A 25,159-nucleotide genomic window follows, 5' to 3' on the forward strand; every position below is an offset into this window, starting at 1 on the left:
CAATAAAAAAAGCGCCTCGAAGGCGCTCTTTTTATGGGGAAGAGAAGCTGTTAGTAGCTGTCTTCCTGTTCGGCGTTCATCCGGGCCTGACGGGCATAGGCCTCTTCTTCGGCGCTCTCGATTTCGTGCAGCACGGCATCGATATCGACCGCTTCGGTGCTCTCTTCAAACAGGCCGGTCAACTCGGTTTCAGGGGTGAGATTGCCATCTTCAAACAGCGCCCACATCTCCTTGGCGTAACGGGTTTTCAGCAGCTCGGGGGCATACATGCCGTAGTAGTTGCGCATGTTGTTGACATCCCGCTCCAGCATCGCCTTGGCCTGGTTGTTGGCGGCAGCATCCACCACCTGAGGCAGGTCGATGATGACGGGGCCATGCTCGTCCACCAGCACGTTAAACTCCGAGAGGTCCCCATGGATAAGACCGGCGCAGAGCATCCGTACCACGTAGCGGATCACCTTGTGGTGATCGATAACCGCCTGCTCGGGGGAGAGCGCCACATCGTTGAGGCGCGGCGCAACATTGCCATCCTCATCGGTGATGAGCTCCATCAGCAGAACGCCGTCGAGGCAGACATAAGGCTGTGGCACCCGTACACCGGCCGCGGCCAGCTTGAACAGGGCATCGACCTCGGTGTTCTGCCACACCTCTTCATGCTGCTTGCGACCGTACTTGGAGCCCTTCTCCATGGCTCGGGCGCTGCGGCTGTTGCGTACCTTGCGCCCCTCCTGATAGACCACTGCCTGCTTGAAGCTGCGCTTGGAGGCCTCTTTATAAACTTTGGCGCAGCGGATCGCATCGCCGCAGCGCACCACATAGACGTCGGCTTCTTTGCCGCTCATCAACCGGCTGACGACCTCATCGACCAGGCCGTCATCAACCAGAGGTTGGATTCGATTTGGAATTTTCATGGCCGCCCTTTTACCCTATTTCCGCTCCGGAAGATAGCTCCGCGCACGCTCACCTGCCTATCCCTTTCATATGACACCCTTTTATCCCCTGTTTGCCCTATTTTTGTCCACCCGCACGCCTAAAAAAACATCACATCGAGCTACCTGTGCAACCCGCCATCATCCCGCGATCGATCACGTCACGATCAGCTTGCAGCCACTGGCTCACGGCTCAGGGGGAAGCCCCTGGCGGATCCGCTGGATCCCCTCTTCATAGAGACCGTTATCCCCGTGCGGATGCTCCAGCGTTTCGAAAATTTTCAAAAACCACATGTACTGCTCTGGATGGCGAGTAACCTGTCGCTCCACCATGCGATTCATTTCATTGATATCAGCCAGCAGATCCGTGGTGGGATACGGGTCAAACGGCGGCTCTATCTCCAGCAGGTAGCACCCCTTATCCTCGTCATAACTGGCAAAAATAGGTACGGCTTTGGCACCGGTCAGCTTCACCAGTTTGGGCAAAGCAGGCAGGGTCGCTTTCGGACGCGTAAAAAATGGCACAAAGACGCTCGCCTCGCGACCATGATCCTGATCCGGCAGGTAGAAAAAACTGGCGCCACGGCGGATCGCCTTGATCGCCGGCTTGATGCCGACACTGCGCTCGTACACCTTGCCGCCCTTGGCCCGTTCGCGGTTGATGTACCAGTCAAACACCTGATCCTTGGGGCTCTTCATCATGGTGCACATCTCTATGCCCATCATGGAAAAATAGCGGCCTATCATATCAACCGCCCAGGTGTGAGGTACCACCAGAATCAGGGGACGACCCGCCTCCTGCTCTGCTTGTATATGCTCCCAACCGCTCACCTTGATGCGGCGGATCAGGCGCGCCTTGCTGCGCCAACTCAGCTCGCCAAAGCCCATAAAGGTCTTGAGACCGACCCGGATCGATTTGAGCAGCAATACCTGCCGATCAGCCGCATCCAGCTCGGGAAAACAGATCTTGAGATTGGTATCGATGATATAGGCCTGCTTTTTCGAAAATCGCAGCACAGTCGGTGAGACCAGATCAGCAAAGCGATCCCTTAAGCGGGCTGGAGTGAACGCTAACAGGGACAAGAGGCCCAAGGCACACCAGCTGCCCCACCATTTGGGATGCAGCAGGCGGATATGAAATGAGGTATCAAATAGCGGATCGAATGCAGACATAACGGCCATCACGTCATCAAAAAACAAACGGATATTGTAATTATTCTGACATTTTTTTCTACCCTGAGGAGGCTGGCCGCCGAGCTGCAAGGCACTGATCAGACTAGTTATCATAAGAAATGGCCCGCTGGGGGCCATGTCAGATAGCAGAGTGCACGGATTAGCCCTGTGGTGGCAACCCCTGGCGGATCCGCCGGATACCCTCTTCGTAACGGCCATCCGACCCCTCTTGATCTTCACGGGTATCAAAGATCTTGAGGAACCACATGTACTGACCCGGATGGCGAGTCAGCTGTTGCTGCACCATGTCATTCATCCGGCAAGTATCTGCCATCACATCATCGGTGGGATAGTTGTCAAACGGGGGATCAATCTCCAGTCGGTAGCAGTGATGCTCTTCATCGTAGCAAGCGAGCAATGGCACCGCCTTGACACCGCTGACCTGCACCAGACGGGGCAAGGCGGGCAAAGTTGCTTTTTGGCAATCAAAGAAGGGAGCAAAGATGCTCTTCTCGCGGCCATGGTCCTGATCCGGCAAGTAGAAGAAACTACGGCCTCGACGGATGGTCTTGATCACCGCTTTGATCCCGGCGCTGCGCTCATAAACGCGGCAGCCGTTCTTGGCCCGAGCCCGGTTGAGGTGCCAGTCAAATACCGGATTGCGTGCCCGCTTCATCATGGTGCACATGGGTACCCCGCGCTGGGTGAAGCAGTAACCGGCGGCATCCACCGGCCAGGTGTGGGGCACCACCAGGATCACCGGACGACCAGCTGCCCGCTCCACCTCGATGTGTTCCCAACCGCTCACCTGCATCCGGCTCATCAGATAACGCTGGCTACGCATGGTGAACTCGCCAAACCCCAGCAGACTCTTGAGGCCAACGCGGATCGAGGTCAACGCAATGGCATCCCGCTCCTCCGGACTCTTCTGTGGGAAGCAGATCTCCAGATTGGTTCTGGCGATGTAGACCTGCTTTTTCGAAAGGCGAAACACCAGCGGTGCCAGCATATCTGCCAGACGGTCACGCAACCGGACCGGCACAAACGCCAGCAACATCAGCACGCCGAGGGCCAGCCAGCTAAACCAGTAACGGGGATGTAAAAAGCGGGCTTCAAAGGAGGAGTCAAATACGGGGTCTTGGGCAGACATGATTCAGGATCGAGCGAAAAAAGTGGTGCTGTATTGTAGTCGTCCTGACAGGTAATACCAGTTAATTCCATGGCAAGCGACCCAACACCGGCGCCACATCAAGAAACCATAAAAAATGCCCCACACTGTGGGGCATTTTGCTCGTTACACAACCAGGGTGGTGGCTCTTTGTCCATCCATCATATGACTGGTCGCTTATCCCGTCGCTCTCTGAGCGCACTGCTTAACCATTTCCCGGTTTCACCATTTCAGATTTACCGGTGAGCACCCTGGCCTGCCATGCCGTTGTTCATTGCGCTGTCTCGCTGCGGCAGAAAAAACATCAGGTAACGCAGTGCCACATAACCGACGATGACGGTAGCGACCCCCAGCTCGAAGTGGGCCAACAGTCTGATCTGCTCCACATAGTGGGCAGCTTGCTCGAAGCCTTCAACCAGATGGGCCACTTTGAACAGGGCGGTGGCACCAATCACCAGCGGGAAGGTAAAGGCGGCATAACCCGGTGAAAAGGGCAGACGCAGCAGTTTGATGAAGGCCAGATAGATAATACCGGTCATCAGCAGAGCGATCCCCAGCAGCACAGCCACCAGCAGCAAGGAGGGGTCCAGACTGACGGTCAGGTAACCGGCCAGAGAGAGGCTGGCAGGGGCCGCCAGAATGGCGATGGTCGGTTTGGCGGCATCCGGCACTTCATGGCTGAAGATCAGGCGATAGAGCATCAGCGGCAACATCAGGCCGTAGCAGATGATCCCGAACCAGAGCAGACCGTTGGCCAGCGCGGCAAACTGACCGCCCGGGAAGGCAACATCAGCCACTATGATCCCCACCGGCGGTACGAACCAGCTCGGCACCATGTGGTGGATTTCAAACTCTTTGGCGCGATGCCAGATAAAGGTGGCCAGAAACAGCAGGTGAACCGCCACGGCAAACAGCCAGAGGGCCTCGCCCGCTTGCGGTGCAATCATCCCCAGCGCTTTTGAGACCACCATGGTGCCCATGGCATAGGTCGGCACTACACTGCCCACCACAGGGTGAGCAAGATCCTGCAACAGCAGGCGGGGGTGCAGCAAAAACTTGAAGGTCAGGATCACCAGCAGCACGGCCGCAACAGCGGCGCCCAGCAGTTGCATGCGGCCATCGAAGTGACCGGCATTCTCCCAACACCAACCGAGACTGGCGATGCCAAGGGCCAGACCCGCCATGGGAGTCGGGGCGGCAGCCAGTGATTTACGGGTTCTTGCGATCATGATGACACCTTTCTATTGATGACTATGGCGATAGGATAATGGCCCCTTATCGTTTACGATATCTAAATGAATTAAATCAATCATTCAGGAATACCAAACACCATGAAACTGACCCTGCAGCAGTTAAAAGTGTTCGCCACCATTGCCCGCTACGGCAACCTCGGCCTTGCTGCCAACGAGCTATTCCTGAGCAAAGGGGCCGTCTCCCAGTCGTTGCAGGAGCTGGAGCGCCAGCTCGCCACCCCGCTGTTTGACCGCATTCACCCCAGATTGCAGCTCAACAACGAAGGGCGGCTGCTACAGCCTGCAGCCGAAGAGCTGCTGACCCGGATCCAGGATATCGAGAACCTGTTTAGCCCCGATGCCGAGCCAAGTGGTCAACTGCGCCTGGGAGCCAGTCAGACCATTGGCAACTATCTGCTGCCGACTCTGCTCGCCAGCAGCAAGCAGGAGCTGGGGCTGCCCCCCAAGGTGACCATTACCAACACCCACCTGCTTTGCCATGCGTTGGCCAACTTCGAACTGGATTTGGCACTGATCGAAGGGGAAAACCACCACCCCGACCTCATCAGCGAGAACTGGCTGCAAGACGAGATGCTGGTGGTGGCCCAGCCCGGCCATCCCCTCGCCAATCAGGTGGCGATCCCTCTCTCCCGACTGGGGGGCGAAACCTGGGTACTGCGTGAACCACAATCGGGTAGCCGTGAGCAGTTTATCCAGCAGGTGCAGCCCGAGCTGCCCAACTGGCAGGCGGGGCTGGAGCTCAATACCCTGGAGGCGGTGATGCTGGCAGTGGAAAAGGGGCTGGGGATCTCCTTTATCTCCCGCCTTGCAGCCTCGGATCGCCTGGCAGATGGCCGGCTGGTCGCCCTGCCCCTCACGCGCCGCTTCCCGCGCCAGCTCTCCCTCATCTGGCACAAGCAGAAGTATCACTCCGCCTCCCTGCGCCACTTTATTAACTTCTGCCGGGCTCAGGTGAACGATGCCGAGGTGATCAGCGCGGAGTAACGCCCAGCCAACTCGTCGATGGCAGAGCCGCACGCCAACGGCTGAACAGCAAAAATCAAAGAGGGAGCCACGGCTCCCTCTCTTTGGTTCGCTCGCTGACTATCACTTCGCCAGACTGCGCAACCAGTTGATCTCCTCGCCCCAGATTGCCTCGTCGATGGTCTCGAGGATCAGCGGAATGCGATCGAAGCGATCATCATTCATGATGTGGTGGAATACCGCCTCCCCCAGATTCCCCTCCCGCAGGCTGTGGTGGCGATCGACCCGGCTGCCGAAGGTGCACTTGGCGCCGTTGATATGCATCCCCTTGAGATACTGGAAACCCACCGTGCGGTCGAACTCGGCAAACACGGCGGCGCAGCTCTCGGCGGTGCGCAGATCGTAGCCAGCGGCAAAGGCGTGGCAGGTATCGAAACAGATCCCGACCCGGCTCTTGTCCTCCACCCCCTCGATGATGGTGGCGAGGTGCTCGAACGACCAGCCGAGGTTGGTCCCCTGCCCGGCGGTGTTCTCAATCACCGCCGTCACCCCTGCACTGCGCTCCAGCGCCCAGTTGATCGACTCGCTCACCAGCTTGAGGCTGGCCGCTTCGGGAATTTGCTTGAGATGGCTACCGGGGTGGAAGTTCAGATAGCAAAGCCCCAACTGCTCGCAGCGTTTCATCTCATCTAGAAACGCGTCACGGGATTTGGCAAGAGCATCGGGATCCGGGTGGCCCAGATTGATGAGATAGCTGTCGTGGGGCAGGATCTGCTCTGGCAGAAAACCGGCCTTGTCACAGGCCGCCTTGAAGGCGCGGATGGTGGCATCCGACAAAGGGGCTGCCTGCCACTGACGCTGATTCTTGGTAAAGAGGGCAAACGCGTTGGCCCCGATGGCCTGGGCGCGGGCGATGGTATTCTCCACCCCGCCGGCCGCACTGACGTGGGCTCCGATATATTTCATACAATCTCCTCAATACGGCAAGCCGCCATTATGCCGATCCCGCCCCTCCACGCCAAACCGGGATATCCGATAGCGGGTATCGACAAATAGCGGCGGCCTTCCCCAAGGTGCAGCGGGCCATGGCGCTATTTGCTCGCCCGGTGGCGACAGCGACCCACAAGAGTGCGGATCAATCCCGGCAACGTCAGCAAGCCCCCCACGGCCACAAACAGAAAACCAATGGGGATCAGGGCGAAGGGTTCATGCAGCAGGCCGTTCTCATCCACCGTCGAGCCAATCAGCTCAAAAGCCACAAAACAGGCCAAGCCCATGGCGGCCAGCACGGCCCCGATACGCATCATCATGGTCATCATTATCGAGCACACCTTTGTTTCACCTTGAACGAGTCACCCATTCTCCACCCCGATGTGAAGAGAACATGAAGTGGACAGGTTTTTCCGGCAAGGTCGCTGGTATGTGAGGAAAAACAGGCCAGTCAGACAGATAACGGGGCACAAATAAAAACGCAGCTGCATCGCCTGGGCGATAGCAACTGCGTTTTTTGTCTCTCTGCCATCCCTCTCAAGTTGGCCCGAACGGCCTGCACAAAGGGATCAAGAATGCGCGAAGAGAGGCGCCTTAGAACGGCATCTTGAAGCCAGGTGGCAACTGCATGCCGCCGGTCAATTCACCCATCTTGGTCTTGTTCTGCTCTTCCACACGACGCACGGCATCGTTGCAAGCGGCGGCAACCAGATCTTCCAGCAGCTCCTTGTCATCTTCCATCAGCGAAGGATCGATCTCGATACGACGGACGCTGTGGCTACCGGTCATGGTGACCTTGACCATACCTGCGCCAGCTTCACCGGTCACTTCCATCTGAGCCAGTTGCTCTTGCGCCTTCTGCATGCGCTCTTGCATCTGTTGGGCCTGTTTCATCAGGTTCCCCATTCCACCTTTACCAAACATATGTCGTCTCTCGTCTTGAAATCCGGCATCCAGCGCCGGGCTGTGGGCTTGTCTGTCCTAGATGGGGACAGCCAAACTGCTTTTCAACCGGGAGCGAACTCCCGGCCACGGAATTTAGCGGTTGAGGGGCTCGATGCTCTCGTGGTGGAGCACGGCACCAAACCGCTGAACTAAAAACTGTACGTTAGGATCCTGATCCAGATCCCGCGCTACCTGTTCACGCACCCCAATATAGAGGCGGTGTTCGATCTCAAGGGGGGTCTCCTGATCTGGCACCACACCGAGGGTCACCTCCACCTGCACCGGTTGCCCCAGTGCCGGGCCGATGATCTCGGCCAGATCAGCGCGCGCCTTGTCGCTCACCAGATGGCGTTGCTCCGGCTTGAGGGTCAGCAGCACCTTATCCCCTTGCTGTTTCATCACCGAATTGATGGCAAGCTGGCGCAGTCGCCCCCCCACCTGGGTATGAGCAATCAGTTCGGACCAGGCATCACCACAGTTGTTGAGCAGGGATGAGGGCATCAGACGGCTCACTTCACCCTCTTGCGGTTCCTCGTCGCTCTCAATCTCATCCCAGTCGATGGTCTCCAGCACCGGTTGAGAAGGGAGGCTCTCCACCACCGGGGCGCTCACCATAGCGGCTACCGGCACAGCAGCAACAGACTGCGGCGCTGACGCAACAACAGGAGCCACGGCGGCGCGCTCACCGGGCCGATAGCTCGGCTGCCCCTCCAGATCCCAGGGAGGCAGATCGGTTGGCTGGGCCGGTGCCTTGACGGGGACATGGCTCATCGCCAGAGCCTGCTCCGTAAAGCCCTGATTGAGGTACTCTTCGTATTCCCCGTTGTCACCCTGCGGCTCATCACCGTCGCCATAGAGATCCAGCGGCGGCAGATCATCATAGTGACCCATCGCCGCCATCCCCTGCCCGACCGGTTGGCTGAACGGCGCAGGTTGTGGAGCGACGACCGGTGCGGCGGCGGGCGCTACAGGGCGCGCTGGCGCAACCGGCACCGCGCGCGGCGCGGGAGCCACCGGGGCATCCTGACCACGCTGACGGCTACGCAGCATGTTTCGCTTGCCAAGCAGACTCTGCATGCTCGATACCGCAGAAACGGCTTCAGTAGCGGCAACCGGCTCGACTGTCGGCTCAACTGTCGGTTCGGCTATCGGTTCGAGCGCTGGCTCGAAGGAGGCGGTCAGCGGCTCGCCACGGGAATAGTCCGTATCGGCTGCAGCAGGCGCGCCATCATCTGCGGCTTGTGCGGCAGAGTGCGCAGGCACATCGGGCAGCGCATTTGGCAGAGCGGGCTCTGGTTGATAACCCATGCCTGCGGCTTCGCGCAACAGCTCATCCTGCTGGCTGAACAGCTCGGCGGCTTGTACCGCCTCCTCGCTGTCGGCGGTGTTGCCGATCTCATCCATCATCGCGGACGCCATCGCAGGCAGGGCGGCATCAGCCGCTGGCGCAGCACTGTTGGCAACGGGAGGACTGGCTAGCGGTGCGGGCACGGCGCCGCTGATCGGTGCCAGTGCGGCCGATTCAGCGGCCGGGCGCTTTCCCGGCAAAGAGGCTACCGGAGCTGCGCTGCTCGCCGCACTGCTCGTCATGGACGGGGGCAGTGCGGTGAGGCTGGCCGGATGCAGGGCATCACGCCTTGGCGAGAAGGCAAGCATCCGCAGGCAGGTCATCTCCAGCGCGGTACGGCCATCGGGGGCCCAGGGCAGATCTTTACGACCCCCCAGCACAATCTGGTAGCAGAGCTGCACCTCTTCCGGGCTCATCGCCTTGGCCAGTTGCAGCAGGGAATCGGCATCCGCCCCCTGCTCTTGCACGCTGGCAGGCAGCAGCTGGGCCATGGCGATGCGATGGAGCAAGCCTTCCAGCTCGGCATGAAGCTGATCAAAATCGGGGCCCAGGGTGGCAATCTCGGTGATCTTGGCCATGGTCGCGGGGGCATCTTGCCGCAAAATAGCTTCCAGCAGCTGGTGCAGGTGGCGGTGATCGAGCGTCCCCAGCATCGCCAGCACGCTCTCGAGGCGCACGCTGCCATTGCCGTGGGCCAGCGCCTGATCGGTCAGGCTCAGGGCATCGCGCATACTGCCGTCGGCGGCCTTGGCCAGTGCCAGCAGAGCGCGTGGCTCGAAGGGCTGACCCTCCTGATCCAGCACCCATTCGAGCTGCTTGGCGATCTGGGTCTGATCCAGACTCTTCAGATGAAACTGCAGGCAGCGCGAGAGGATGGTGATCGGCAGCTTCTGCGGATCCGTGGTGGCCAGCAGAAACTTCACATAGGGGGGCGGCTCTTCCAGGGTTTTCAGCAGTGCGTTGAAGCTGTGGCGCGACAACATGTGCACTTCATCGATGAGGTAAACCTTGAAGCGGCCACGGGCCGGGCGATACTGCACGTTGTCGAGCAGCTCGCGGGTATCTTCCACCTTGGTGCGGGACGCCGCGTCAATCTCCAGCAGGTCGACAAAGTTGCCCTGATCGATCTCGCGGCAGGTATCGCAGACGCCGCACGGGTGGCTGCTGATCCCCTGCTCGCAGTTGAGGCTCTTGGCCAGAATGCGGGCGATGGTGGTTTTGCCGACCCCGCGGGTACCGCTCAGCAGATAGGCGTGATGCAGCCGTCCCTGATCCAGGGCGTTGGTCAAGGCGGTCAGCACATGGTGCTGGCCTACCACTTGTTCAAACGTATGGGGGCGCCATTTACGCGCCAGAACCTGATAGCTCATAAATCCATCATGCAGGGAAGACAGGGCATTGAGGCCGGATGCTAACACAAATGGCGAGCGGGCTGTATCGGCTATCGGTCAGGGTCGGAGGGATCGCTTGATTTTCAAACCGATGCCCGCAAGGGCACCGGTTCAACGCAGGCCCGATGCAGAGGATCGGGCCGAAGAGGCATTACTCGCCAGCCAATTCGACCAGTGAGAGCACCTTGATGCCTGCAGCGGTCAAACGAGCATCACCACCCAGAGACGGCAGGGAGATAATGAACGCAGCGTCAGCCACGTCACCACCGGCACGGCGGATCAGCTTGACGGTCGCATCGACGGTACCGCCGGTCGCCAGCAGATCGTCAACCACCAGCACCTTGTCACCGGGCACGATGGCATCGGTGTGCAGTTGCAGGGTGTCGGTACCGTACTCGAGGGCATAGGACTCCTCGATCACTGCGCGCGGCAGCTTGCCCGGTTTGCGTACCGGCACGAAGCCCAGTCCCATGGCGAAGGCGACGGGTGCACCGAAAATGAAGCCACGGGCCTCGGTGCCGACAATTTTGGTGATCCCTTGACCACGGTAATGCTCTGCCAGCAGATCGATGGTGGCTTTGAAGGCCTCTGCATTCTCGATCAGGCTGGTGATGTCGCGAAACAAAATGCCCGGCTTCGGATAGTCGGGAATGGTCTTGATGCTCGCTTCAATAAACTTCAGGGTTTCCGGATTCATGTGTTGACCGCTTATTTTTTTGACCCAGGGGTGGCCATTTTTCTCAATTCCCTTCTGCGGGAAATAAAAAAGCCTGTCACGCAAAAATGACAGGCCGACTCCATAGCATTATTGCTGCAATAGCTTAGGGACTTCACTTCTCCATTGCAACCGGCTCCAGCACCGGCAGACGCATTAACCAGGTGAGCAGGATCACCATTATGACCACCAGCAGTCCCTTGACCCACAGCAGCGGCACCACCGCCAGCGATACCGAAAATGTGAGCAAAATGAAGATAATGGCGCGCCGTCTGGCATGGCGACGAATGCCGCGATATTGCTGCCAATCGACAATGGGCGGGCCGAACCAGCGGTGGGTCAGCAACCAGCGATGAAAACGCGGGGATGAGCGGGCAAACAGGGCGGCAGCCAGCAACATAAAGGGGGTGGTCGGCAGTAGCGGCAACACAATACCAACGATACCGGTGGCAAATGCCAACCACCCGAGAGCCATCAAAAACCAACGCTTCACTGCCGAACCTCGCTTTATGGGTCTTCACATAGCGTAACAGCATTTGGGTGATAGCTGACAGCGGGCATCAATCCCACTACAATCTGCGCTCTTTTTTACCCTTGTCTTCGGAAGCAGTTATGCGCGTAATTTTGGCCCCTATGCAGGGGGTGCTGGATCACCTGATGCGGGAGGTACTCACCTCCGTCAATGAGTACGATCTCTGCGTGAGCGAGTTTATTCGGGTGGTCGATCAGCTGCTGCCTGCCAAGGTGTTCTACCGCCTCTGCCCCGAGCTCAAGCAGGATGGCAAGACCCGTGCAGGCACCCCGGTACGGGTTCAACTGCTGGGTCAGCACCCCGAGTGGCTGGCCGAAAACGCCGTGCGCGCCATCGAGCTCGGCTCCCCCGGCGTTGATCTCAACTTCGGCTGCCCCGCCCCCACGGTCAATAAAAGCAAGGGCGGCGCCGTGCTGCTCAAAGAGCCCGAGACCATCTATCGCATCGTCAAGGCGGTGCGCGAGGCGGTGCCCGCCCACCTGCCGGTGAGCGCCAAGATCCGCCTCGGTTACGATGACAAGGAACTCTATCTGGAGAACGCCCAGGCGGTCTTTCAGGGGGGCGCCAACGAGCTGGCCGTCCATGCCCGCACCAAGCGTGAAGGGTACAAGGCTCCTGCTCACTGGGAGTATGTAGACGCCATCCGCCGCGCCCTGCCCATTCCCGTCACCGCCAACGGCGAGATTTGGGATCATAAAGATGCCCTCGCCTGTGCCAGGGTCTCGGGTTGCGATGCCCTGATGGTCGGGCGTGGCGCTATCTCCCTGCCCAATTTGGCCAACGTGATGAAAACCGGCTGCGCGCACATGAGCTGGGCCGAAGTGCTGCAGCTGATGGTGAGCTACACCGAGCAGGATCTGGCCAGTGAGAAGGCTGACTACTACCCCAGCCGCATCAAGCAGTGGTTTAGCTATCTCAAACGGGAATATCCCGAAGCGGATCTGTTATTTCAGGATCTGCGGGTACTCAAAGAGACGGCTCCCATCCGTGATGCCCTGCTGCAAGCAGCCAAAAGCCACGGCTAACCACGTTTAACTTGACGCATATCATCTTGATAGAGTTATCGGATCCCTATACTGCCCCGAATCTGTCGTCTGTCCTGTGGGGGATAATGTGTGTGAAATGACGCAAGCACAGTTGGCTGTCTGGCGTAATCGCCTGCTGTCAGACTGGGCCCAAGTACGAGAAACGCTGATCGGTCAGCTCAAAGCCTGCCGCCGTGACGAGTGGGCCGAGCAGGTCGGTCACTGCGAGCAGGATCAACTGGTGGAACTGACCAGCCGGCTGGATCTGCCGAAGTTGGAGCAGAGCGTGGCCCGCCTCAAGCGGATCGACGCGGCACTCTGCCAGATGGATCTCGGCCTCTATGGCCTCTGCTCCGATTGTGAAGAGCAACTGGCCATCGAACAGCTGGAGCAAGACCCGACCCTGCAACGCTGCCCACGCTGCGAAACCCGCTATCGCAAAGGCTACCATGGGCATGAACTCTAACGAGCGCCATGCTCTATTGTCAGCCTTCCTCTAATCTGCGGTTCTAGCAGAAGTGCAGAAGTGCGCCTTCCCCCTAGCACAGTCCTTGCCAAGGCTGTGGTCATTGCCTATGCATGGACATTGCTATCGTCAAAAAGGTCAGACCGAGCCAGAGTAGACCTGTCCACCCGCAGTGACTGATTAGGCTGCCACGACATACTGGTTACATGATGCAATAACACAGCCCCAAGTCTCACGAAACTTGGGGCTGTGTGTTCTGCTATCAAAAAACGAAGCGAGTAATTAATTGTATGCCCGACTTAGCCACCGGATGTATCTGCTGGCATGTCTTGGGCAAAGGGTTCTTTTGTCACCGGGGTGCTGACGTATCGATTTTGGTACCAGGTATCAATTCAAAATCAGGGGAAAATTGTACCAAAATATCTTTGAGTTGATCATAAGGCTTGCGGCTTCCATCAAACTTTGCCTTTCCATTGGCAAGCATGTCATCGAATGTGGCTTTGCCCATCATAATCACTTCCAGATCGGCTCGGTTAATGGTGATGGTCAGGTCTGGATGTTTAGCCTGTTCACCCTTGATATTGGTCAGTGTTGAGTTACTCATCTCCACCACATATTTTTCACCATTATCTGGGGTCAATAAGTTGATAGTAAACTTCATGCCATCCGCTTTTTTACTATCCAGGCGAATGCCGAGGAAATTTAGCCATAGATCTGTCGACATGGCCCGAATAGTATCTGGGCCACTGCTTTTTGGTGATGCTCCGGTCGGCATGCCATTACGCAACTCATAAGCTGCCGCCAAGAAACTGTTACGAAGCGCGACACTCTCTTTCTGATAACCGATTTGCTCATAAACATCAGCCAATAGATCCTTGCCTGCACGATTCGCTGGTTCTGCATACACCAATTTATTCAAGATTTCTGTTGCAAGCAGATATTTACCCTCGTCATAGAGTTGTTTTCCCTTGGCAATGATCTTATCCGCGCCCCCCATCATTTCCACATACAAAGGAGCTGAATCTTTGGGAGACAAAGGCATCAAGGTTGCAGGATTACCATCCCAATAACCGATATAGCGGTTAATCACAGCACGACTATTGTGTTCTTCAGAACCATGATAGCTGTGTGCAGCCCATTGATTCTGGAGACTCTTGGGAGGCTTGTAGACATTCTGAATTTCATTGATGGTGACACCTTTATTGGCGTAAAACAGCACCTCGTTGTTGAGGTTTGCATAAATATCACGCTGGGTACGCATCACCTCCTGTATACGCTCATTTCCCCAACGTGGCCATGTATGGGCCGCAAACATGACCTCTGCTTCTTGCCCGAAGCGATAAAGAGCCGTGTTGACACCTTCTGACCAAGCCAGTGGATCGCGGATCAACGCGCCGCGCAGAGTGTAGATGTTATGCACAGTTCCTGTGATATTCTCTGCGGCCCAAAATGCCTTCATCTGCGGGAAATAGGTATTCATTTCCGATGGAGCTTCAGTGCCTGGTGTATTTTGGAACACCATTTTAACGCCATCAATGGTGAGGTCCTCAAACGGCTTTTCAATATAACGAGTTGGTTGGATCAATCCCAAATTACCCGCAGCAGTATTCTTGCCAATGGCTTGATCAACATGACCGAATGGGCTCCGTGGTAGCAACACACCGTAAGCAAAAAACATACGGCGGTTCATTGCATTACCAGCATAAACGTTTTCTGATACGGCATGCTCCATGAAACCAACTGGTGCAATCACCGGAATTTTACCGCTTTTTACATCAGCTTCATCAACAACACCGCGGACCCCACCGTAGTGATCTGCATGAGAGTGGGAATACACTACCGCAACCACCGGGCGCTTACCCAACTTCTCATTGATAAAATCCAGTGCAGCCTTGGCAGTCTCTTTAGCCGTCAATGGGTCAAATATAATCCAGCCAGTGTCACTTTTAATAAAGCTAATATTTGCCAAATCGAACCCACGGACTTGATATATTTTTCCTGGTAATACTTCATACAGACCATAGGCCATATTCAATATTGCTTGACGCTGTAGCGAAGGATTAATGCTGTCAAAATTATTTCCTTGTAATAGATAGTCATAGCTACCCATATCCCACGCGACATTCCCTGCTTCTGCCATTATGCTTTTATAAGGTGGTGCGGCTACAAAGCCTTTTTTTGCCTCGTCAAAATCACGTTTATCATCAAAGGGCAAGCTATTTCTCAATCCTTTCTGCAATTCAATGGTGAATGTAGAGGGCATCTTTCCCTTCGGGTCAAAATGTTTTCCTTCCATCGCACCAGGGTCCGCCAACACAACGCCACCACCTGAAGCAAAAGCAGTGTGGCTGCCACCTGCAGCCAAGGCAAACATAATAGAAATGGCCAGTAAATTCATCCCTTTCATAACACTACTCCCTTAAATACCATCAACCGATAAAACCAAGCCATTTCTGGCCTAGGAGATAAAACCAACTAAAACTTTGCCCTATCAATTCATAACCATAGTATGCTCATGACATGGTTGCCAAAATGATGACCACTGAACGTGACCTAGCGCACAAAATATAAATTTACTCAGTTTTATTTAAACTTTAATTTAAAAACTTAACTTTTTTTCGCCACATCGAGATTAGTCAACATTAAGTTGGAGATATAATTTAGTGCAATAAAGCAACGCAAGGTTGATCTGATAATTGTAAAAACAATAAACGCTCTCTACGTGAGTAGAATTATTTTTCACTCATGTATCATCAAGCGTTATCGCAAGGGATTCCACGCCCACGAACGCTAAAGAGCGCCATGCGCTGCTGCCAGCCTTCACCTAACCTGCTGCTTTAGCAAAAAAGCGCGGCCCCCCCCTAACACAGGCTGTGGCCATTGCCTATGCATGGACATTGCTATCGCCAAAAAGGCCAGACCGAGCCAGAGTAGACCTGTCCACCCGCAGTAACTGATTAGGCTGCCACGACGTACTGGTTACAGTATGCAATAACGCAACCCCAAGTCTCACGAAACTTGGGGTTGCGTTATTGCGAGCAGAGAACGAAACAGGTAATTAGAAGCGAGTAATTAATTGCATGTTTAACGGTAGATTCAACTCAGCCAGGGGCTATATCTGCTGGCATGTCTTGAGCAAAAAACACGTTCGACAATACGCTTGGTCAACAACTTGAGCAAATTACTTTCGCCGAGTATTAATTCAGGGTGGGAATAGTCCTCGAGCAACGGGTTTATGAGATTGTTTAATATGGGCATCATGCTGTTCCTTTCAACAGATTGGTGATGATGACACCTACACAGATCATTTTACATTCCCCATCATGGGATCAGACACACTATGCTTACCTGTCTCGATACGCCCGGCATAACGACGCATAAGGCCTGCATCAGAATGAATGGTAAAGTCATACCATCCCGCCTGTTTGGTACAAGCAATTCGCTCTTTTCGTTCCTGCCGTGGCGTCAATGTCAATTCGGATTGATTACCAAGATATACGCGATTATCCAGCATCAATGTAAGCGAATTATCTGAATGATTGGTGAGTGTCAGTAGCAATGCGGGCTCAGTCAGATCGTAACAAACACTGACTTCCATATAATGATCAAGGCTGGCGGTTCCCGCAAACGCACGATGGTAACCATTGGGACCTAACAACCAAAGATCATAACCCTTGTCCGGATCGATCAGCCACTCATCCTCGAGTGTTTCCTGGCTATTGATGACATAGCGCCGAGGTACTGCATCCAGCTCAAGCTTGTTATAAACATGAATAATCATCCCTTGTGACCCAGTGTTACTCATCTTCAGCATCATTCTGTCAACCGTCAACTGCTCGGCATTGACATGCAACTCGTAGGGCAATGCTCTGGAAGGTCGAACACCAATGGTCTGTATAGGGAGCCGCTGATCTTCTACCGCTGGTGGTAAAACCTGATCCATCGCTTCTTGCTGTTTTACCAACGCAATGGCTTGTGATTTTTCAATCATTGGTAGAGTGGGAATGGTTTCATCATTGGGATTATTGAAATTGAGCGTCGACTGCATATCACCACAAATAGCTCGACGATATGGACTTATATTCTTTTCTACCACACCAAAACGAGCCTCAATGAAACGCAACACTGAGGTATGATCAAATACTTGAGAGTTGACCCATCCGCCACGACTCCACGGTGACACAACGAGTGCCGGCACCCTAGGACCCGGACCATAAGGACGGCCATCATCATGATATTCATCTTTTGCGTCCAGATTGCAGATACCCTGTATATTGCCATCAAGGATGGTTGGTGGTGACGGCGGCGGCAGGTGGTCGAAAAATCCATCATTTTCATCAAAATTAATGATCAATACTGTCTTGCTCCACACGTCGGGCCGTTCGGTCAGTGCATCAAGCACTTCTTGCATATACCAACCACCTTGCACCGGACTCGACGGTCCTGGATGTTCAGAATATTTTGCCGGAGCGACAATCCAGGATACTTGCGGCAAGGTTCCTGCTGCAATATCTTCACGCAGAGATGCCAGAAAACCTAAATCAGGCATAGTGTTGCTGACTCCTTTCAATAATGGGTTTATCCCCTCATCATCCAAAGTCCAGCGAGGATAAGGGGCGCCATTTGCCAAATTTCCTCTCTGCTTGTTTGCCTGACGATAATTAACAAATCCAGCAAGAGAATTATCTGTGAAGTTATCAGGTAAATTTTGATACACCTTCCACCTAATTCCCGCCTCTTCAAGCCGCTCTGGATAAGTATCCCACTGATACCCTTCATTCGGACTTCCAAGAGAATCAAAGCTGTTGTCGATGGCCGGTGGATTTGAATCATCAGCATGATGATTTATTCCTGTCCATAAAAAAAGGCGATTAGGATTGGTTCCACCATGGAAAGAGCAATGATATGCATCACATATTGTAAATGCATTTGCCAATGCAAACTGAAACTGGACCTCTGCCTCATTATAATAGCCCATAGATTGTTGCTTTTTATATGTTGGCCATGCATCTATTCTCCCCTCATGCCATGCTTGCTGAGCATCATTAAATAAGTGAGGTGTGCCATCTACACGCTGAGCATTGCCAATACGACTGTCCAGATGATAAGGCACGAGCAGGCGTGTTTCTCCTTCATGCTCAAAGCGTTGCCACCAGACATTACCATTCACGGTAGGTATCGGGTGGCGATCGCCAAACCCACGAACACCAGCCATGGTACCAAAATAATGATCAAAGCTTCTATTTTCCTGCGTCAGGACAATAATATGCTCTACATCCATAATAGTCCCGCTTGCATTATTAGCTGAAATACTCAATGCTTTGGCTATTGATGGATGAATAAAACTAGCAGTAGCCGCCAATGCAGCGCTAACACCGGACAACTTCAGAAACGCACGGCGCCCATTATTTGTATCATCTTTCATTTAATTACCTCCCCTTACAAATATTTAACGAGCATTATTATTGTGGTGGACAATGTATCTCATTTGGCTCAATAATAATTGGTGGTTCAATGGTTTCTGGCTGTGTGCTGCCATTCTCATTGCATCCGCCAAAAAATATAACCGAAGCTATAATCACTAATGATCGCAGGGGAATTAACGGTTTTCTTGTCATATATTTCATGTCATACAACCCGATTAAAATATGTAGCCTAATGGCAATAACAAACACTAGCGTCAATTTATGAATATAAGATGACAGATGTATTACGCGCGTATAAATGAGATCCCCATAACAAAACCGCATAAATTAGATTTAATAGTTAATTTACTAATTATTTCAAATGGTTATACACTGAGCATGATTTTTTATTTTAAAAAACATGTGACAAGCTGAATGTAAGCTGTATGAATGCACTTTATTTTATATGAAAATTATTTCCATTTTGACCATCACCATAAAGGTGGCTGTTATTTAGGCTTCAATGGGATAGCAAATCGGCACTCTATACATAAGTGACTCACTCGTCATGATATGACCAATAGCAAGAGATTTATCTTCTTTTACTATCCAGATGATGAATTTATTTAGAGAGTAAATCCAGCAGACACCATCAGAATCGTGTTCATGCATTTTTCAAAATGCATCATCATGACTTTAAAAAAACACACTACTAACTTAGCGATAAGCTTTATACTTTCACCTGCTTGCCCTTACACTACAAACATGACTATAATCATTTTATAACTATTTAAAACAAATCAACTTTATGAGGTATATGATGAAAGCTATCACGATTGCATCCATTTTTTTCGCAATGACAGCCCATGCTGGTGTTATTAACCCTGATTGTAACGCAGAAAAGGTAGTCAAAGGGGCTGCGATGAATGCGACTATCGGTGTGAATGGTCGATGCTCCACATCTGAAGCTATCAAGGATACCGTCACTGACGGTACTAAAATAGATGAGAAGGTAAAAAATGTTAATGATAAAAAAGAGGATGTTTTGTCAAAAGACAAAAAAGATATGCTGAAAAAAGAAGATAAGTAACGAGGACTTGATGTGGCTATCGATAAGTTCGACAGCCACATCATGTTTTACAATAAATTCATTACGTTGAAATATAGCCCGTCCCCAAAGGTACTGTCGGACATGTTGCCCCCGAATAATGATATTAGATGAACCTCGTAGTGAACCAACGTCATGCCATAAACAGAATGGCAATTTATAGCACCAATGACGGCAAATATATCTCAATAATACTCTCCTGGTATATAAAATTGCCTTTTAGAAAGTTTTTAACAAGAAAAAAACCAACACTTCCCTATCGGAAAACATCTAACACTGGCCATCACAGATCTTGTTGTGAATACAAAAAATCAGCGACTGATAAAAAGAAGCCGGACAGGATGAAACCTTGTCCGGCTTTTTATTAACAATATCTTGATAGAGATTTAAGGAAAAACGCCACCCAACTCAGCAGTAATCACCGCACTGACCTGAATACGCTCACCTGGGGCAATATCGGTAATGACTTGATCATTGGAGACATTGACAGCCAGTGCATAGTCTTCCTTCAGCGTGGAGCCAATTTCCAATGGCTGACCATCAGCAACAAACTTCATATTGGCACCGCTCATATCGGTAGTAGAAGCATCAACCGCGTAGGAAGCCAGCCCCCACTTCACGTTGCCGGAAATAGGATCACCAATGACAGGAGCCGCAGCAACACCAGTATTGTCATGGGCTTCAACATTGATCGCTGTTGAAGTAAAAGTACCATCGGTTTTAACGTTCAAAAAACCGGCACGGATGGGGCCACCCAAATCTCCGGTAATAACGATATCATCGCTGGCTACGGAAAAAGGAACCAGCCCTTTCCAGGTCAGGGTCTCGGCAGCTTGAGTCGCAGGCAGTGCGGCGTGGGCACCGGCAGACATAGCCAGCAGCAGAGATGACATTACAATTGTTCTTTTCTTCATTTCTCTTCCTCTGTTTACTCATATGTAGCAACGCTACATATGATACAAATATTCCTGTCTACATCTTGATTAATCACGCACAACTAATGACATTCCGCGTAACGGCCACTGCATATATAGCACGGTATTTCCGATAAAAATAAATAAGGCACCACTATACCCACGACATGCCTAAATTAATGAGTTGCCACGCTTTTATAGAAAATTATGCTTTTAGCATCAAATACTCGCTTCTCAATATTCAAGGCCGTCACCCCCAATAACCATGCGATATCTCGAATACTCATGCCAAAAACAATTTGCAATACCAGCGGTTCTCTCAGGTAAAGGGGTAATTGAATGATCTCATCCCTCACTTTTTCAATCAGATGATTGACTGGTGTATTCAGATCACTCTCCGTGAAATAACCATCCCCTCTTCTCTCTGCATTAACCCCCTCATCAAGCTGAAGATGAAGGCAATATTCCCTCAGCATTTTTACCAACCAGACAAGGGGCATCTGATGCCGAGTATGTGACAACATCATTCTGGCTCGATCCTGAACCAGAAAAACCATACTTTCTGACAAGTCTTGGCTCTGAGTCATAAAATAGGCATATCGATATAATGCAGCACCAACAGAATTTAATGCCGGCTTATCGTTCATCACTCCTCCCGACAAACATCTACAATGAGCCTTCTCCCGAATGGTCAAACGAAAGCGATCCACTTCATTTTAAAAAAGCCGAATGCTACAGCGTAACATTCGGCAATCACCCACTGCTATGGGATCTACTGATACACAGGACTCATGCGTTTACATTCAAGAGCAAATTACTACAAGCAATAATGAAAAATAAATCAACATACTGCACATACCTGTTGATTCAGACACATGGTAATTTATTTCGCCCCAGTAAAATTGACCTCACGCGAAAACAAATGGACAAATTGCGCAAAGATGCATTTCTATCACATAATCTAAAGTAAATTAAAATTTTCACCCTGCAATAATTGCATTATCATCAGTCATTGATTAGATTTCGTCATTTTCACCAAGAGCGCCTTGGCAACTGATAGAAATCTCTTCCGTGTTGAGTTCACCTTGTATCCATGTCAACTTGCTCATATGCAGGACGCTCGCCGACGGATGGCGTGAGAGAATTTTCTCACATAAGATCACAACGCCTGCTCAAACAACAAGGATGATCCCGTGTCAATGTACATAGTTCGCAGTACCATTCTCTTTGGCTACGAGACGCTGATGAGATCCCTCAATGGCAACCCACAGCACGCCCTGCAGGCTCAAGGGATGAGCTCCGCACAGATCCGTGATGGTAACGGCTACTTGTCCCACGAGAGCGTATGTCAGCTGCTTGAATACAGTGCCGAGGTAACGAACGAGGCTGCATTTGGCTTTAAACTGGCAAAAGAAAAATCCCCCAATGAACTGGGCGCGCTGGAACTGGCCATCTTTTTACAACCCACGGTCAGGGATGCTATCGAATTTATAAAAGCCAATTTTTATCTCCATGCCAATGGCACCTTTTTTATCGCCAGTGAACAGGATGGCCGTCAACAACTCTCCCTCACCCACCAATTCAATAAAGAGGGGACATATAAGCAGATATGTCAGCTGGCGACGCAACGGATCCATGACCTGATCGCAGCGAAACTGTCTGGTGATGCCAACAAAGTGACCATGCATTTGACCCAATCAGCGCCCAATGAGGCGTATGCGGCCATGAAGCACATCAAATTCAATGCCGAGTTCAATGGTGTTTCCTTCCCTCTTGCCTGGCTTAATGCCGAGTTCAAATTCGAGCGGCAACATGTGCTCAAATTTATCGACGCACAGCTAAATGGCTTGAAACAGGCATACCCGGATAATCTGATCACGATTACCTCCCATCTCATCAGCGAACTGTTACCCAGTGGCGAGTGCAGCGTCGAACGCATCGCCAAGATCCTCGATATGCACCCACGGGTATTGCAGCTCAAGCTTAAAGAGCTGAACACCAGCTATAACGCCATTCTGAAAGAGAGCCGTCTGCAACTGGCCTTGAACTATCTCAAGGAACAAAACACCAGCATGACGGATATGGCCTTGCGCCTTGGCTATTCTGATGTATCGACCTTTAGTCGTAATTTCAAAGAGTGGACCGGATTCTCCCCTACCCAATGGAAGAAATCTGAAAACAGTCAGGATGGCAATATCAGTAGCTATTAATCCGACACCCAAGATCCCGCCAACGGGATGAGAGCAGATCGGCCCAGGTGATCATCTGGCTGGGCCGAATCGCCCCCTGTTCTGTATAATTTTTAAGCAATATCGGGAAATTACGGCCATCCATACGGTAGGGGGCAATATACAAGACTCGTACCCGATACTTGTACCCCCCCTGGATCGGGATCTTCTGCTCTTCTGTCTTGAAAATATGGTGATGCTTGCGGATACGCGCGAAGTCATCAGTGATCCGTTTGGCCTCTACATTGAACAACGGAGCCAGCTCCCGGGCACTCATAAATGCCTGTTGTTCATATAACCATTGAGCAACCCTGAGGTATCTTGGCATGACTTACACACTCATCTCACACTGCATATTTGTCGAATATTCGCGGCGCTGTTTACCATGACTCCTGTTGCTCTTTTTGCCACTGCAAGGGGGAAACACCAGTCCAGCTTTTGAATTTTCGACTAAAGGTCGACACATCCGAGAACCCCAGCTCAAAGGCCACATCGGTTACTCGCATATGCTTTCTTCGCAACAATTGATAGGCCAGCGCGACCCGACACTCCTGCAAGATCAGGCTGTACGATCGCCCCTCCTCCTGCAATTTCAGTTGCAGTGAACGTACCCCGCAGCCCAACACACTCGCGACTCTGGTCATGGTACATTGCCCTTCTCGCAACAGGCGGTGAACCACAGATGAAACCTGTTCGGAATAAGAGTGCGGAAAATTGCTGGTCAACTCATCCATGTATTTATCGACAAATTGCAGCATCTGCTCCCGCCCTGCCGATAAAGAGGCTGTTAGCCACGCGGCAGGAAAACTGACCCCGTCAAAATCCGCTGAAAAACAGACATGGTTGTAATGCCGTTCATGAACTGGCGGTCTGGGTTGGCGCAGATGGATCTTCATTGCGCCAATATTATCTACCTGAACCGAGGTCAGATAGTTATAGAGATGCTGGCAGGATGATTGTCGCAATTGAGTCAATGGATTTTCACCACCAAATTCATATTCAATCCCCACCTGAATCCAGTCGTTAACCTGTGTCACGGTCAGGACCTGACCATAGGCAAACAGATAGACATGGGACAGCAGATAATCGAGCGCCTGCTTGACGTTTTCTTGCAAACGAAACCCCAGCGACAGCGGCCCCAGCAATTCCGGGCCATGACGACCGGCCAACTTCAGGCCAAATAGCGCCTTGTTCAAGGTCTTTGCAGTTGCCTCCAGCAAATCTCCATAGCGGGGATATGAAATAAATCCTGCGGGATCGGAAATATTGATTGGTTGTAGTCCAACCTGGACAAATATTTTTTCAGAATGTCCGCCAAGTTCATGGACAAGTTGCTCATATCCTGTCAAAGCCACATTGCTTACTAAGTACATAGTCAAGTTCACTCACTAACCAAATATTAAATATCGCACTCTCTTTGTGCAAAAAACCGACCCATTCTGAAAGTTTAATCGGATAGCTCATTTTTAATCATACAAGTTAATTTAACCAGTAGCCTGTTTGGTCACGAATAAAAACCAATCATTCACGAACATTAACAATGTAAATTGTTAGAAGCCAAGACACTCCAAACGCATCAACACCCTATCTTAGAAATAAATAAAAACCCCCAAAGCAACTTGCTGCTTTGAGGGTTCTCTTATTTTATTACCCAACGATGTTATTAGTTAATCACATTAAAAGCACTTGTATCAGAGAATGTTTTCCCAGACACAGGGTCATGATAACTCGCTGAAATTGTCGTCGCACCTGTTTTCAACATATGAACATCACCAGTGGTATCCACCGTTGCAACAGATGTGTCTGATGACGACCAGGTACTGTAATCAGTCCTATTGGTAGTCAACGACCCCCCATCGTATGTGCAAATAAAGTTAAAACCAAAATAATACCCAGCACTTAACGATTGAGTCGTAGACGGAGGTGAAAGCGTACAATGATGAATAGCACCACTGAGTACAGACACATTTGCTACCGCACTTTTTGTAACTCCACCTTCTGTATATGTGACATCTATTTTGGTTGAACCTGTGTTTATACCCGTCACCTTACCCGTCGCATCGACTGTCGCAATATTACTATTTTGACTGGTATACACAGCACTTGATGTCACTGTTGATTTTGATGAATCAGAGTAATTTGCCGTGACAGCCAGGTTGTATGACGAACCTTTGAACACCGAGTCAGAACCCGGTGAAACTGTGATTGATGTCAATGCTTTACTCACCGTCACCGACATGGATGCCGACTTGGTCACCCCCGCCTCACTGTAAGTGGCCGTCACCGAGCTGGACCCCGTCGCTTTCGCCGTCACCAGACCTGTGGTGCTCACCGTTGCCACCGCCGTATTGGCACTCACATAGGTTGCTCCGGTCGTAGTGACTATCTGGCTGGAACTGTCACTGTAATGGGCCGTCACCACCATTTGCTCAGTGCCATTGACACTCAGGCTGGCAGTTGTGGGTGACACTGTGACACTGGTCAGGGACTTGCTTACCGTCACCGCCATGGATGCCGACTTGGTCACCCCCGCTTCACTGTAAGTGGCCGTCACCGAGCTGGACCCCGTCGCTTTCGCCGTCACCAGACCTGTGGTGCTCACCGTT

The 25,159-nt window shown here is 52.1% G+C and carries 22 protein-coding genes; 5 read left to right on the forward strand and 17 right to left on the reverse strand.

The window, feature by feature from the left end; translation table 11 throughout:
* Nucleotides 1-50: 50 nt before the first annotated feature.
* From BN1135_RS19420 to BN1135_RS19435, 4 genes are all read right to left on the reverse strand, one after another.
* The gene (locus tag BN1135_RS19420; RefSeq protein ID WP_042024013.1) at nucleotides 51-911 is read right to left on the reverse strand and encodes a PA4780 family RIO1-like protein kinase; all 861 of its coding nucleotides are present in this window, start codon (nucleotides 909-911) and stop codon (nucleotides 51-53) included.
* 204 nt (nucleotides 912-1,115) lie between these two features.
* A complete protein-coding gene (locus BN1135_RS19425) occupies nucleotides 1,116-2,111 on the reverse strand; it encodes an LpxL/LpxP family acyltransferase (protein WP_042024016.1) in 996 nt (331 codons plus the stop codon).
* Nucleotides 2,112-2,262: 151 nt separating this feature from the next.
* The gene (gene lpxM / locus BN1135_RS19430; RefSeq protein ID WP_042024020.1) at nucleotides 2,263-3,252 is read right to left on the reverse strand and encodes a lauroyl-Kdo(2)-lipid IV(A) myristoyltransferase; all 990 of its coding nucleotides are present in this window, start codon (nucleotides 3,250-3,252) and stop codon (nucleotides 2,263-2,265) included.
* Between the two features lie 254 nt (nucleotides 3,253-3,506).
* The gene (locus BN1135_RS19435; RefSeq protein WP_042024024.1) at nucleotides 3,507-4,499 is read right to left on the reverse strand and encodes a TDT family transporter; all 993 of its coding nucleotides are present in this window, start codon (nucleotides 4,497-4,499) and stop codon (nucleotides 3,507-3,509) included.
* A gap of 102 nt (nucleotides 4,500-4,601) precedes the next feature.
* Between BN1135_RS19435 and BN1135_RS19440 the strand changes: the two genes are divergently transcribed.
* Nucleotides 4,602-5,507, forward strand: coding sequence for a LysR substrate-binding domain-containing protein (locus tag BN1135_RS19440; protein ID WP_042024027.1), 906 nt, complete (start codon nucleotides 4,602-4,604; stop codon nucleotides 5,505-5,507).
* Nucleotides 5,508-5,609: 102 nt separating this feature from the next.
* On the opposite strand, the gene nfo is transcribed toward BN1135_RS19440, so the two are convergent.
* The 6 genes from nfo to BN1135_RS19470 form a co-directional block, all read right to left on the reverse strand.
* Nucleotides 5,610-6,452, reverse strand: a complete 843-nt coding sequence (gene nfo / locus BN1135_RS19445; RefSeq protein ID WP_042024029.1) for a deoxyribonuclease IV — start codon at nucleotides 6,450-6,452, stop codon at nucleotides 5,610-5,612.
* 125 nt (nucleotides 6,453-6,577) lie between these two features.
* Nucleotides 6,578-6,805 carry a DUF3955 domain-containing protein gene (locus BN1135_RS19450; protein ID WP_223290166.1) on the reverse strand — a complete coding sequence of 76 codons (228 nt, stop codon included), beginning with the start codon at nucleotides 6,803-6,805 and terminating at the stop codon, nucleotides 6,578-6,580.
* Nucleotides 6,806-7,070: 265 nt separating this feature from the next.
* On the reverse strand, nucleotides 7,071-7,400 hold the full coding sequence (locus BN1135_RS19455) for a YbaB/EbfC family nucleoid-associated protein (RefSeq protein WP_033113565.1): 330 nt from the start codon (nucleotides 7,398-7,400) through the stop codon (nucleotides 7,071-7,073).
* A 114-nt stretch (nucleotides 7,401-7,514) separates the two neighbouring features.
* Entirely contained in the window at nucleotides 7,515-10,139 is a 2,625-nt protein-coding gene (gene dnaX / locus BN1135_RS19460) for a DNA polymerase III subunit gamma/tau (RefSeq protein WP_042024031.1), read from the reverse strand.
* A gap of 172 nt (nucleotides 10,140-10,311) precedes the next feature.
* Nucleotides 10,312-10,857 carry an adenine phosphoribosyltransferase gene (gene apt / locus BN1135_RS19465; protein WP_042024033.1) on the reverse strand — a complete coding sequence of 182 codons (546 nt, stop codon included), beginning with the start codon at nucleotides 10,855-10,857 and terminating at the stop codon, nucleotides 10,312-10,314.
* A 133-nt stretch (nucleotides 10,858-10,990) separates the two neighbouring features.
* Nucleotides 10,991-11,368, reverse strand: coding sequence for a YbaN family protein (locus BN1135_RS19470; protein ID WP_042024036.1), 378 nt, complete (start codon nucleotides 11,366-11,368; stop codon nucleotides 10,991-10,993).
* 119 nt (nucleotides 11,369-11,487) lie between these two features.
* On the opposite strand from BN1135_RS19470, the gene dusC reads away from it, so the two are divergent.
* Together dusC and BN1135_RS19480 are read left to right on the forward strand one after the other, a co-directional pair.
* Nucleotides 11,488-12,432: a tRNA dihydrouridine(16) synthase DusC gene (gene dusC / locus BN1135_RS19475; RefSeq protein ID WP_042024038.1), complete on the forward strand. Its 945-nt coding sequence runs from the start codon at nucleotides 11,488-11,490 to the stop codon at nucleotides 12,430-12,432.
* A gap of 97 nt (nucleotides 12,433-12,529) precedes the next feature.
* Nucleotides 12,530-12,898 carry a TraR/DksA family transcriptional regulator gene (locus BN1135_RS19480; RefSeq protein ID WP_042024042.1) on the forward strand — a complete coding sequence of 123 codons (369 nt, stop codon included), beginning with the start codon at nucleotides 12,530-12,532 and terminating at the stop codon, nucleotides 12,896-12,898.
* Nucleotides 12,899-13,247: 349 nt separating this feature from the next.
* Here BN1135_RS19480 and BN1135_RS19485 read toward each other — a convergent pair whose 3' ends face one another.
* On the reverse strand, nucleotides 13,248-15,305 hold the full coding sequence (locus BN1135_RS19485; RefSeq protein WP_213391054.1) for an alkyl/aryl-sulfatase: 2,058 nt from the start codon (nucleotides 15,303-15,305) through the stop codon (nucleotides 13,248-13,250).
* An 897-nt stretch (nucleotides 15,306-16,202) separates the two neighbouring features.
* The gene (locus BN1135_RS19490; protein ID WP_042024044.1) at nucleotides 16,203-18,323 is read right to left on the reverse strand and encodes a phosphocholine-specific phospholipase C; all 2,121 of its coding nucleotides are present in this window, start codon (nucleotides 18,321-18,323) and stop codon (nucleotides 16,203-16,205) included.
* Nucleotides 18,324-19,120: 797 nt separating this feature from the next.
* Between BN1135_RS19490 and BN1135_RS19495 the strand changes: the two genes are divergently transcribed.
* Complete coding sequence (locus BN1135_RS19495; RefSeq protein WP_139244994.1) at nucleotides 19,121-19,393, forward strand: hypothetical protein; 273 nt, start codon at nucleotides 19,121-19,123, stop codon at nucleotides 19,391-19,393.
* Nucleotides 19,394-19,797: 404 nt separating this feature from the next.
* Here the strand turns inward: BN1135_RS19495 and BN1135_RS21250 are convergent, their stop codons facing one another.
* Both BN1135_RS21250 and BN1135_RS19505 read right to left on the reverse strand, forming a co-directional pair.
* Nucleotides 19,798-20,325: a hypothetical protein gene (locus tag BN1135_RS21250; protein ID WP_139244995.1), complete on the reverse strand. Its 528-nt coding sequence runs from the start codon at nucleotides 20,323-20,325 to the stop codon at nucleotides 19,798-19,800.
* 176 nt (nucleotides 20,326-20,501) lie between these two features.
* A complete protein-coding gene (locus tag BN1135_RS19505) occupies nucleotides 20,502-20,972 on the reverse strand; it encodes a hypothetical protein (RefSeq protein ID WP_042024048.1) in 471 nt (156 codons plus the stop codon).
* Between the two features lie 552 nt (nucleotides 20,973-21,524).
* Between BN1135_RS19505 and BN1135_RS19510 the strand changes: the two genes are divergently transcribed.
* Nucleotides 21,525-22,535, forward strand: coding sequence for an AraC family transcriptional regulator (locus tag BN1135_RS19510; RefSeq protein WP_042024051.1), 1,011 nt, complete (start codon nucleotides 21,525-21,527; stop codon nucleotides 22,533-22,535).
* Here the strand turns inward: BN1135_RS19510 and BN1135_RS19515 are convergent.
* The 3 genes from BN1135_RS19515 to BN1135_RS21855 form a co-directional block, all read right to left on the reverse strand.
* Nucleotides 22,522-22,881 carry a hypothetical protein gene (locus BN1135_RS19515; RefSeq protein ID WP_042024053.1) on the reverse strand — a complete coding sequence of 120 codons (360 nt, stop codon included), beginning with the start codon at nucleotides 22,879-22,881 and terminating at the stop codon, nucleotides 22,522-22,524. The genes BN1135_RS19510 and BN1135_RS19515 overlap by 14 nt on opposite strands.
* 52 nt (nucleotides 22,882-22,933) lie before the next feature.
* Nucleotides 22,934-23,926, reverse strand: coding sequence for a helix-turn-helix transcriptional regulator (locus BN1135_RS19520; protein WP_042024054.1), 993 nt, complete (start codon nucleotides 23,924-23,926; stop codon nucleotides 22,934-22,936).
* A gap of 290 nt (nucleotides 23,927-24,216) precedes the next feature.
* A partial coding sequence (locus BN1135_RS21855) for an Ig-like domain-containing protein (RefSeq protein ID WP_223290167.1) occupies nucleotides 24,217-25,159 on the reverse strand: 943 nt, incomplete at its 5' end.

It is taken from the genome of Aeromonas sobria (assembly GCF_000820145.1).
GTDB lineage: Bacteria > Pseudomonadota > Gammaproteobacteria > Enterobacterales > Aeromonadaceae > Aeromonas > Aeromonas sobria.

Bases quoted from the DNA above. Each gene is read 5' to 3' on its own strand.
- BN1135_RS19420 (WP_042024013.1), bottom strand. From the start codon at position 911: ATGAAAATTCCAAATCGAATCCAACCTCTGGTTGATGACGGCCTGGTC.
- BN1135_RS19425 (WP_042024016.1), bottom strand. From the start codon at position 2,111: ATGGCCGTTATGTCTGCATTCGATCCGCTATTTGATACCTCATTTCAT.
- lpxM (WP_042024020.1), bottom strand. From the start codon at position 3,252: ATGTCTGCCCAAGACCCCGTATTTGACTCCTCCTTTGAAGCCCGCTTT.
- BN1135_RS19435 (WP_042024024.1), bottom strand. From the start codon at position 4,499: ATGATCGCAAGAACCCGTAAATCACTGGCTGCCGCCCCGACTCCCATG.
- BN1135_RS19440 (WP_042024027.1), top strand. From the start codon at position 4,602: ATGAAACTGACCCTGCAGCAGTTAAAAGTGTTCGCCACCATTGCCCGC.
- nfo (WP_042024029.1), bottom strand. From the start codon at position 6,452: ATGAAATATATCGGAGCCCACGTCAGTGCGGCCGGCGGGGTGGAGAAT.
- BN1135_RS19450 (WP_223290166.1), bottom strand. From the start codon at position 6,805: ATGATGACCATGATGATGCGTATCGGGGCCGTGCTGGCCGCCATGGGC.
- BN1135_RS19455 (WP_033113565.1), bottom strand. From the start codon at position 7,400: ATGTTTGGTAAAGGTGGAATGGGGAACCTGATGAAACAGGCCCAACAG.
- dnaX (WP_042024031.1), bottom strand. From the start codon at position 10,139: ATGAGCTATCAGGTTCTGGCGCGTAAATGGCGCCCCCATACGTTTGAA.
- apt (WP_042024033.1), bottom strand. From the start codon at position 10,857: ATGAATCCGGAAACCCTGAAGTTTATTGAAGCGAGCATCAAGACCATT.
- dusC (WP_042024038.1), top strand. From the start codon at position 11,488: ATGCGCGTAATTTTGGCCCCTATGCAGGGGGTGCTGGATCACCTGATG.
- BN1135_RS19480 (WP_042024042.1), top strand. From the start codon at position 12,530: ATGACGCAAGCACAGTTGGCTGTCTGGCGTAATCGCCTGCTGTCAGAC.
- BN1135_RS19485 (WP_213391054.1), bottom strand. From the start codon at position 15,305: ATGAAAGGGATGAATTTACTGGCCATTTCTATTATGTTTGCCTTGGCT.
- BN1135_RS19490 (WP_042024044.1), bottom strand. From the start codon at position 18,323: ATGAAAGATGATACAAATAATGGGCGCCGTGCGTTTCTGAAGTTGTCC.
- BN1135_RS19495 (WP_139244994.1), top strand. From the start codon at position 19,121: ATGATGAAAGCTATCACGATTGCATCCATTTTTTTCGCAATGACAGCC.
- BN1135_RS21250 (WP_139244995.1), bottom strand. From the start codon at position 20,325: ATGAAGAAAAGAACAATTGTAATGTCATCTCTGCTGCTGGCTATGTCT.
- BN1135_RS19505 (WP_042024048.1), bottom strand. From the start codon at position 20,972: ATGAACGATAAGCCGGCATTAAATTCTGTTGGTGCTGCATTATATCGA.
- BN1135_RS19510 (WP_042024051.1), top strand. From the start codon at position 21,525: ATGTACATAGTTCGCAGTACCATTCTCTTTGGCTACGAGACGCTGATG.
- BN1135_RS19515 (WP_042024053.1), bottom strand. From the start codon at position 22,881: ATGCCAAGATACCTCAGGGTTGCTCAATGGTTATATGAACAACAGGCA.
- BN1135_RS19520 (WP_042024054.1), bottom strand. From the start codon at position 23,926: ATGTACTTAGTAAGCAATGTGGCTTTGACAGGATATGAGCAACTTGTC.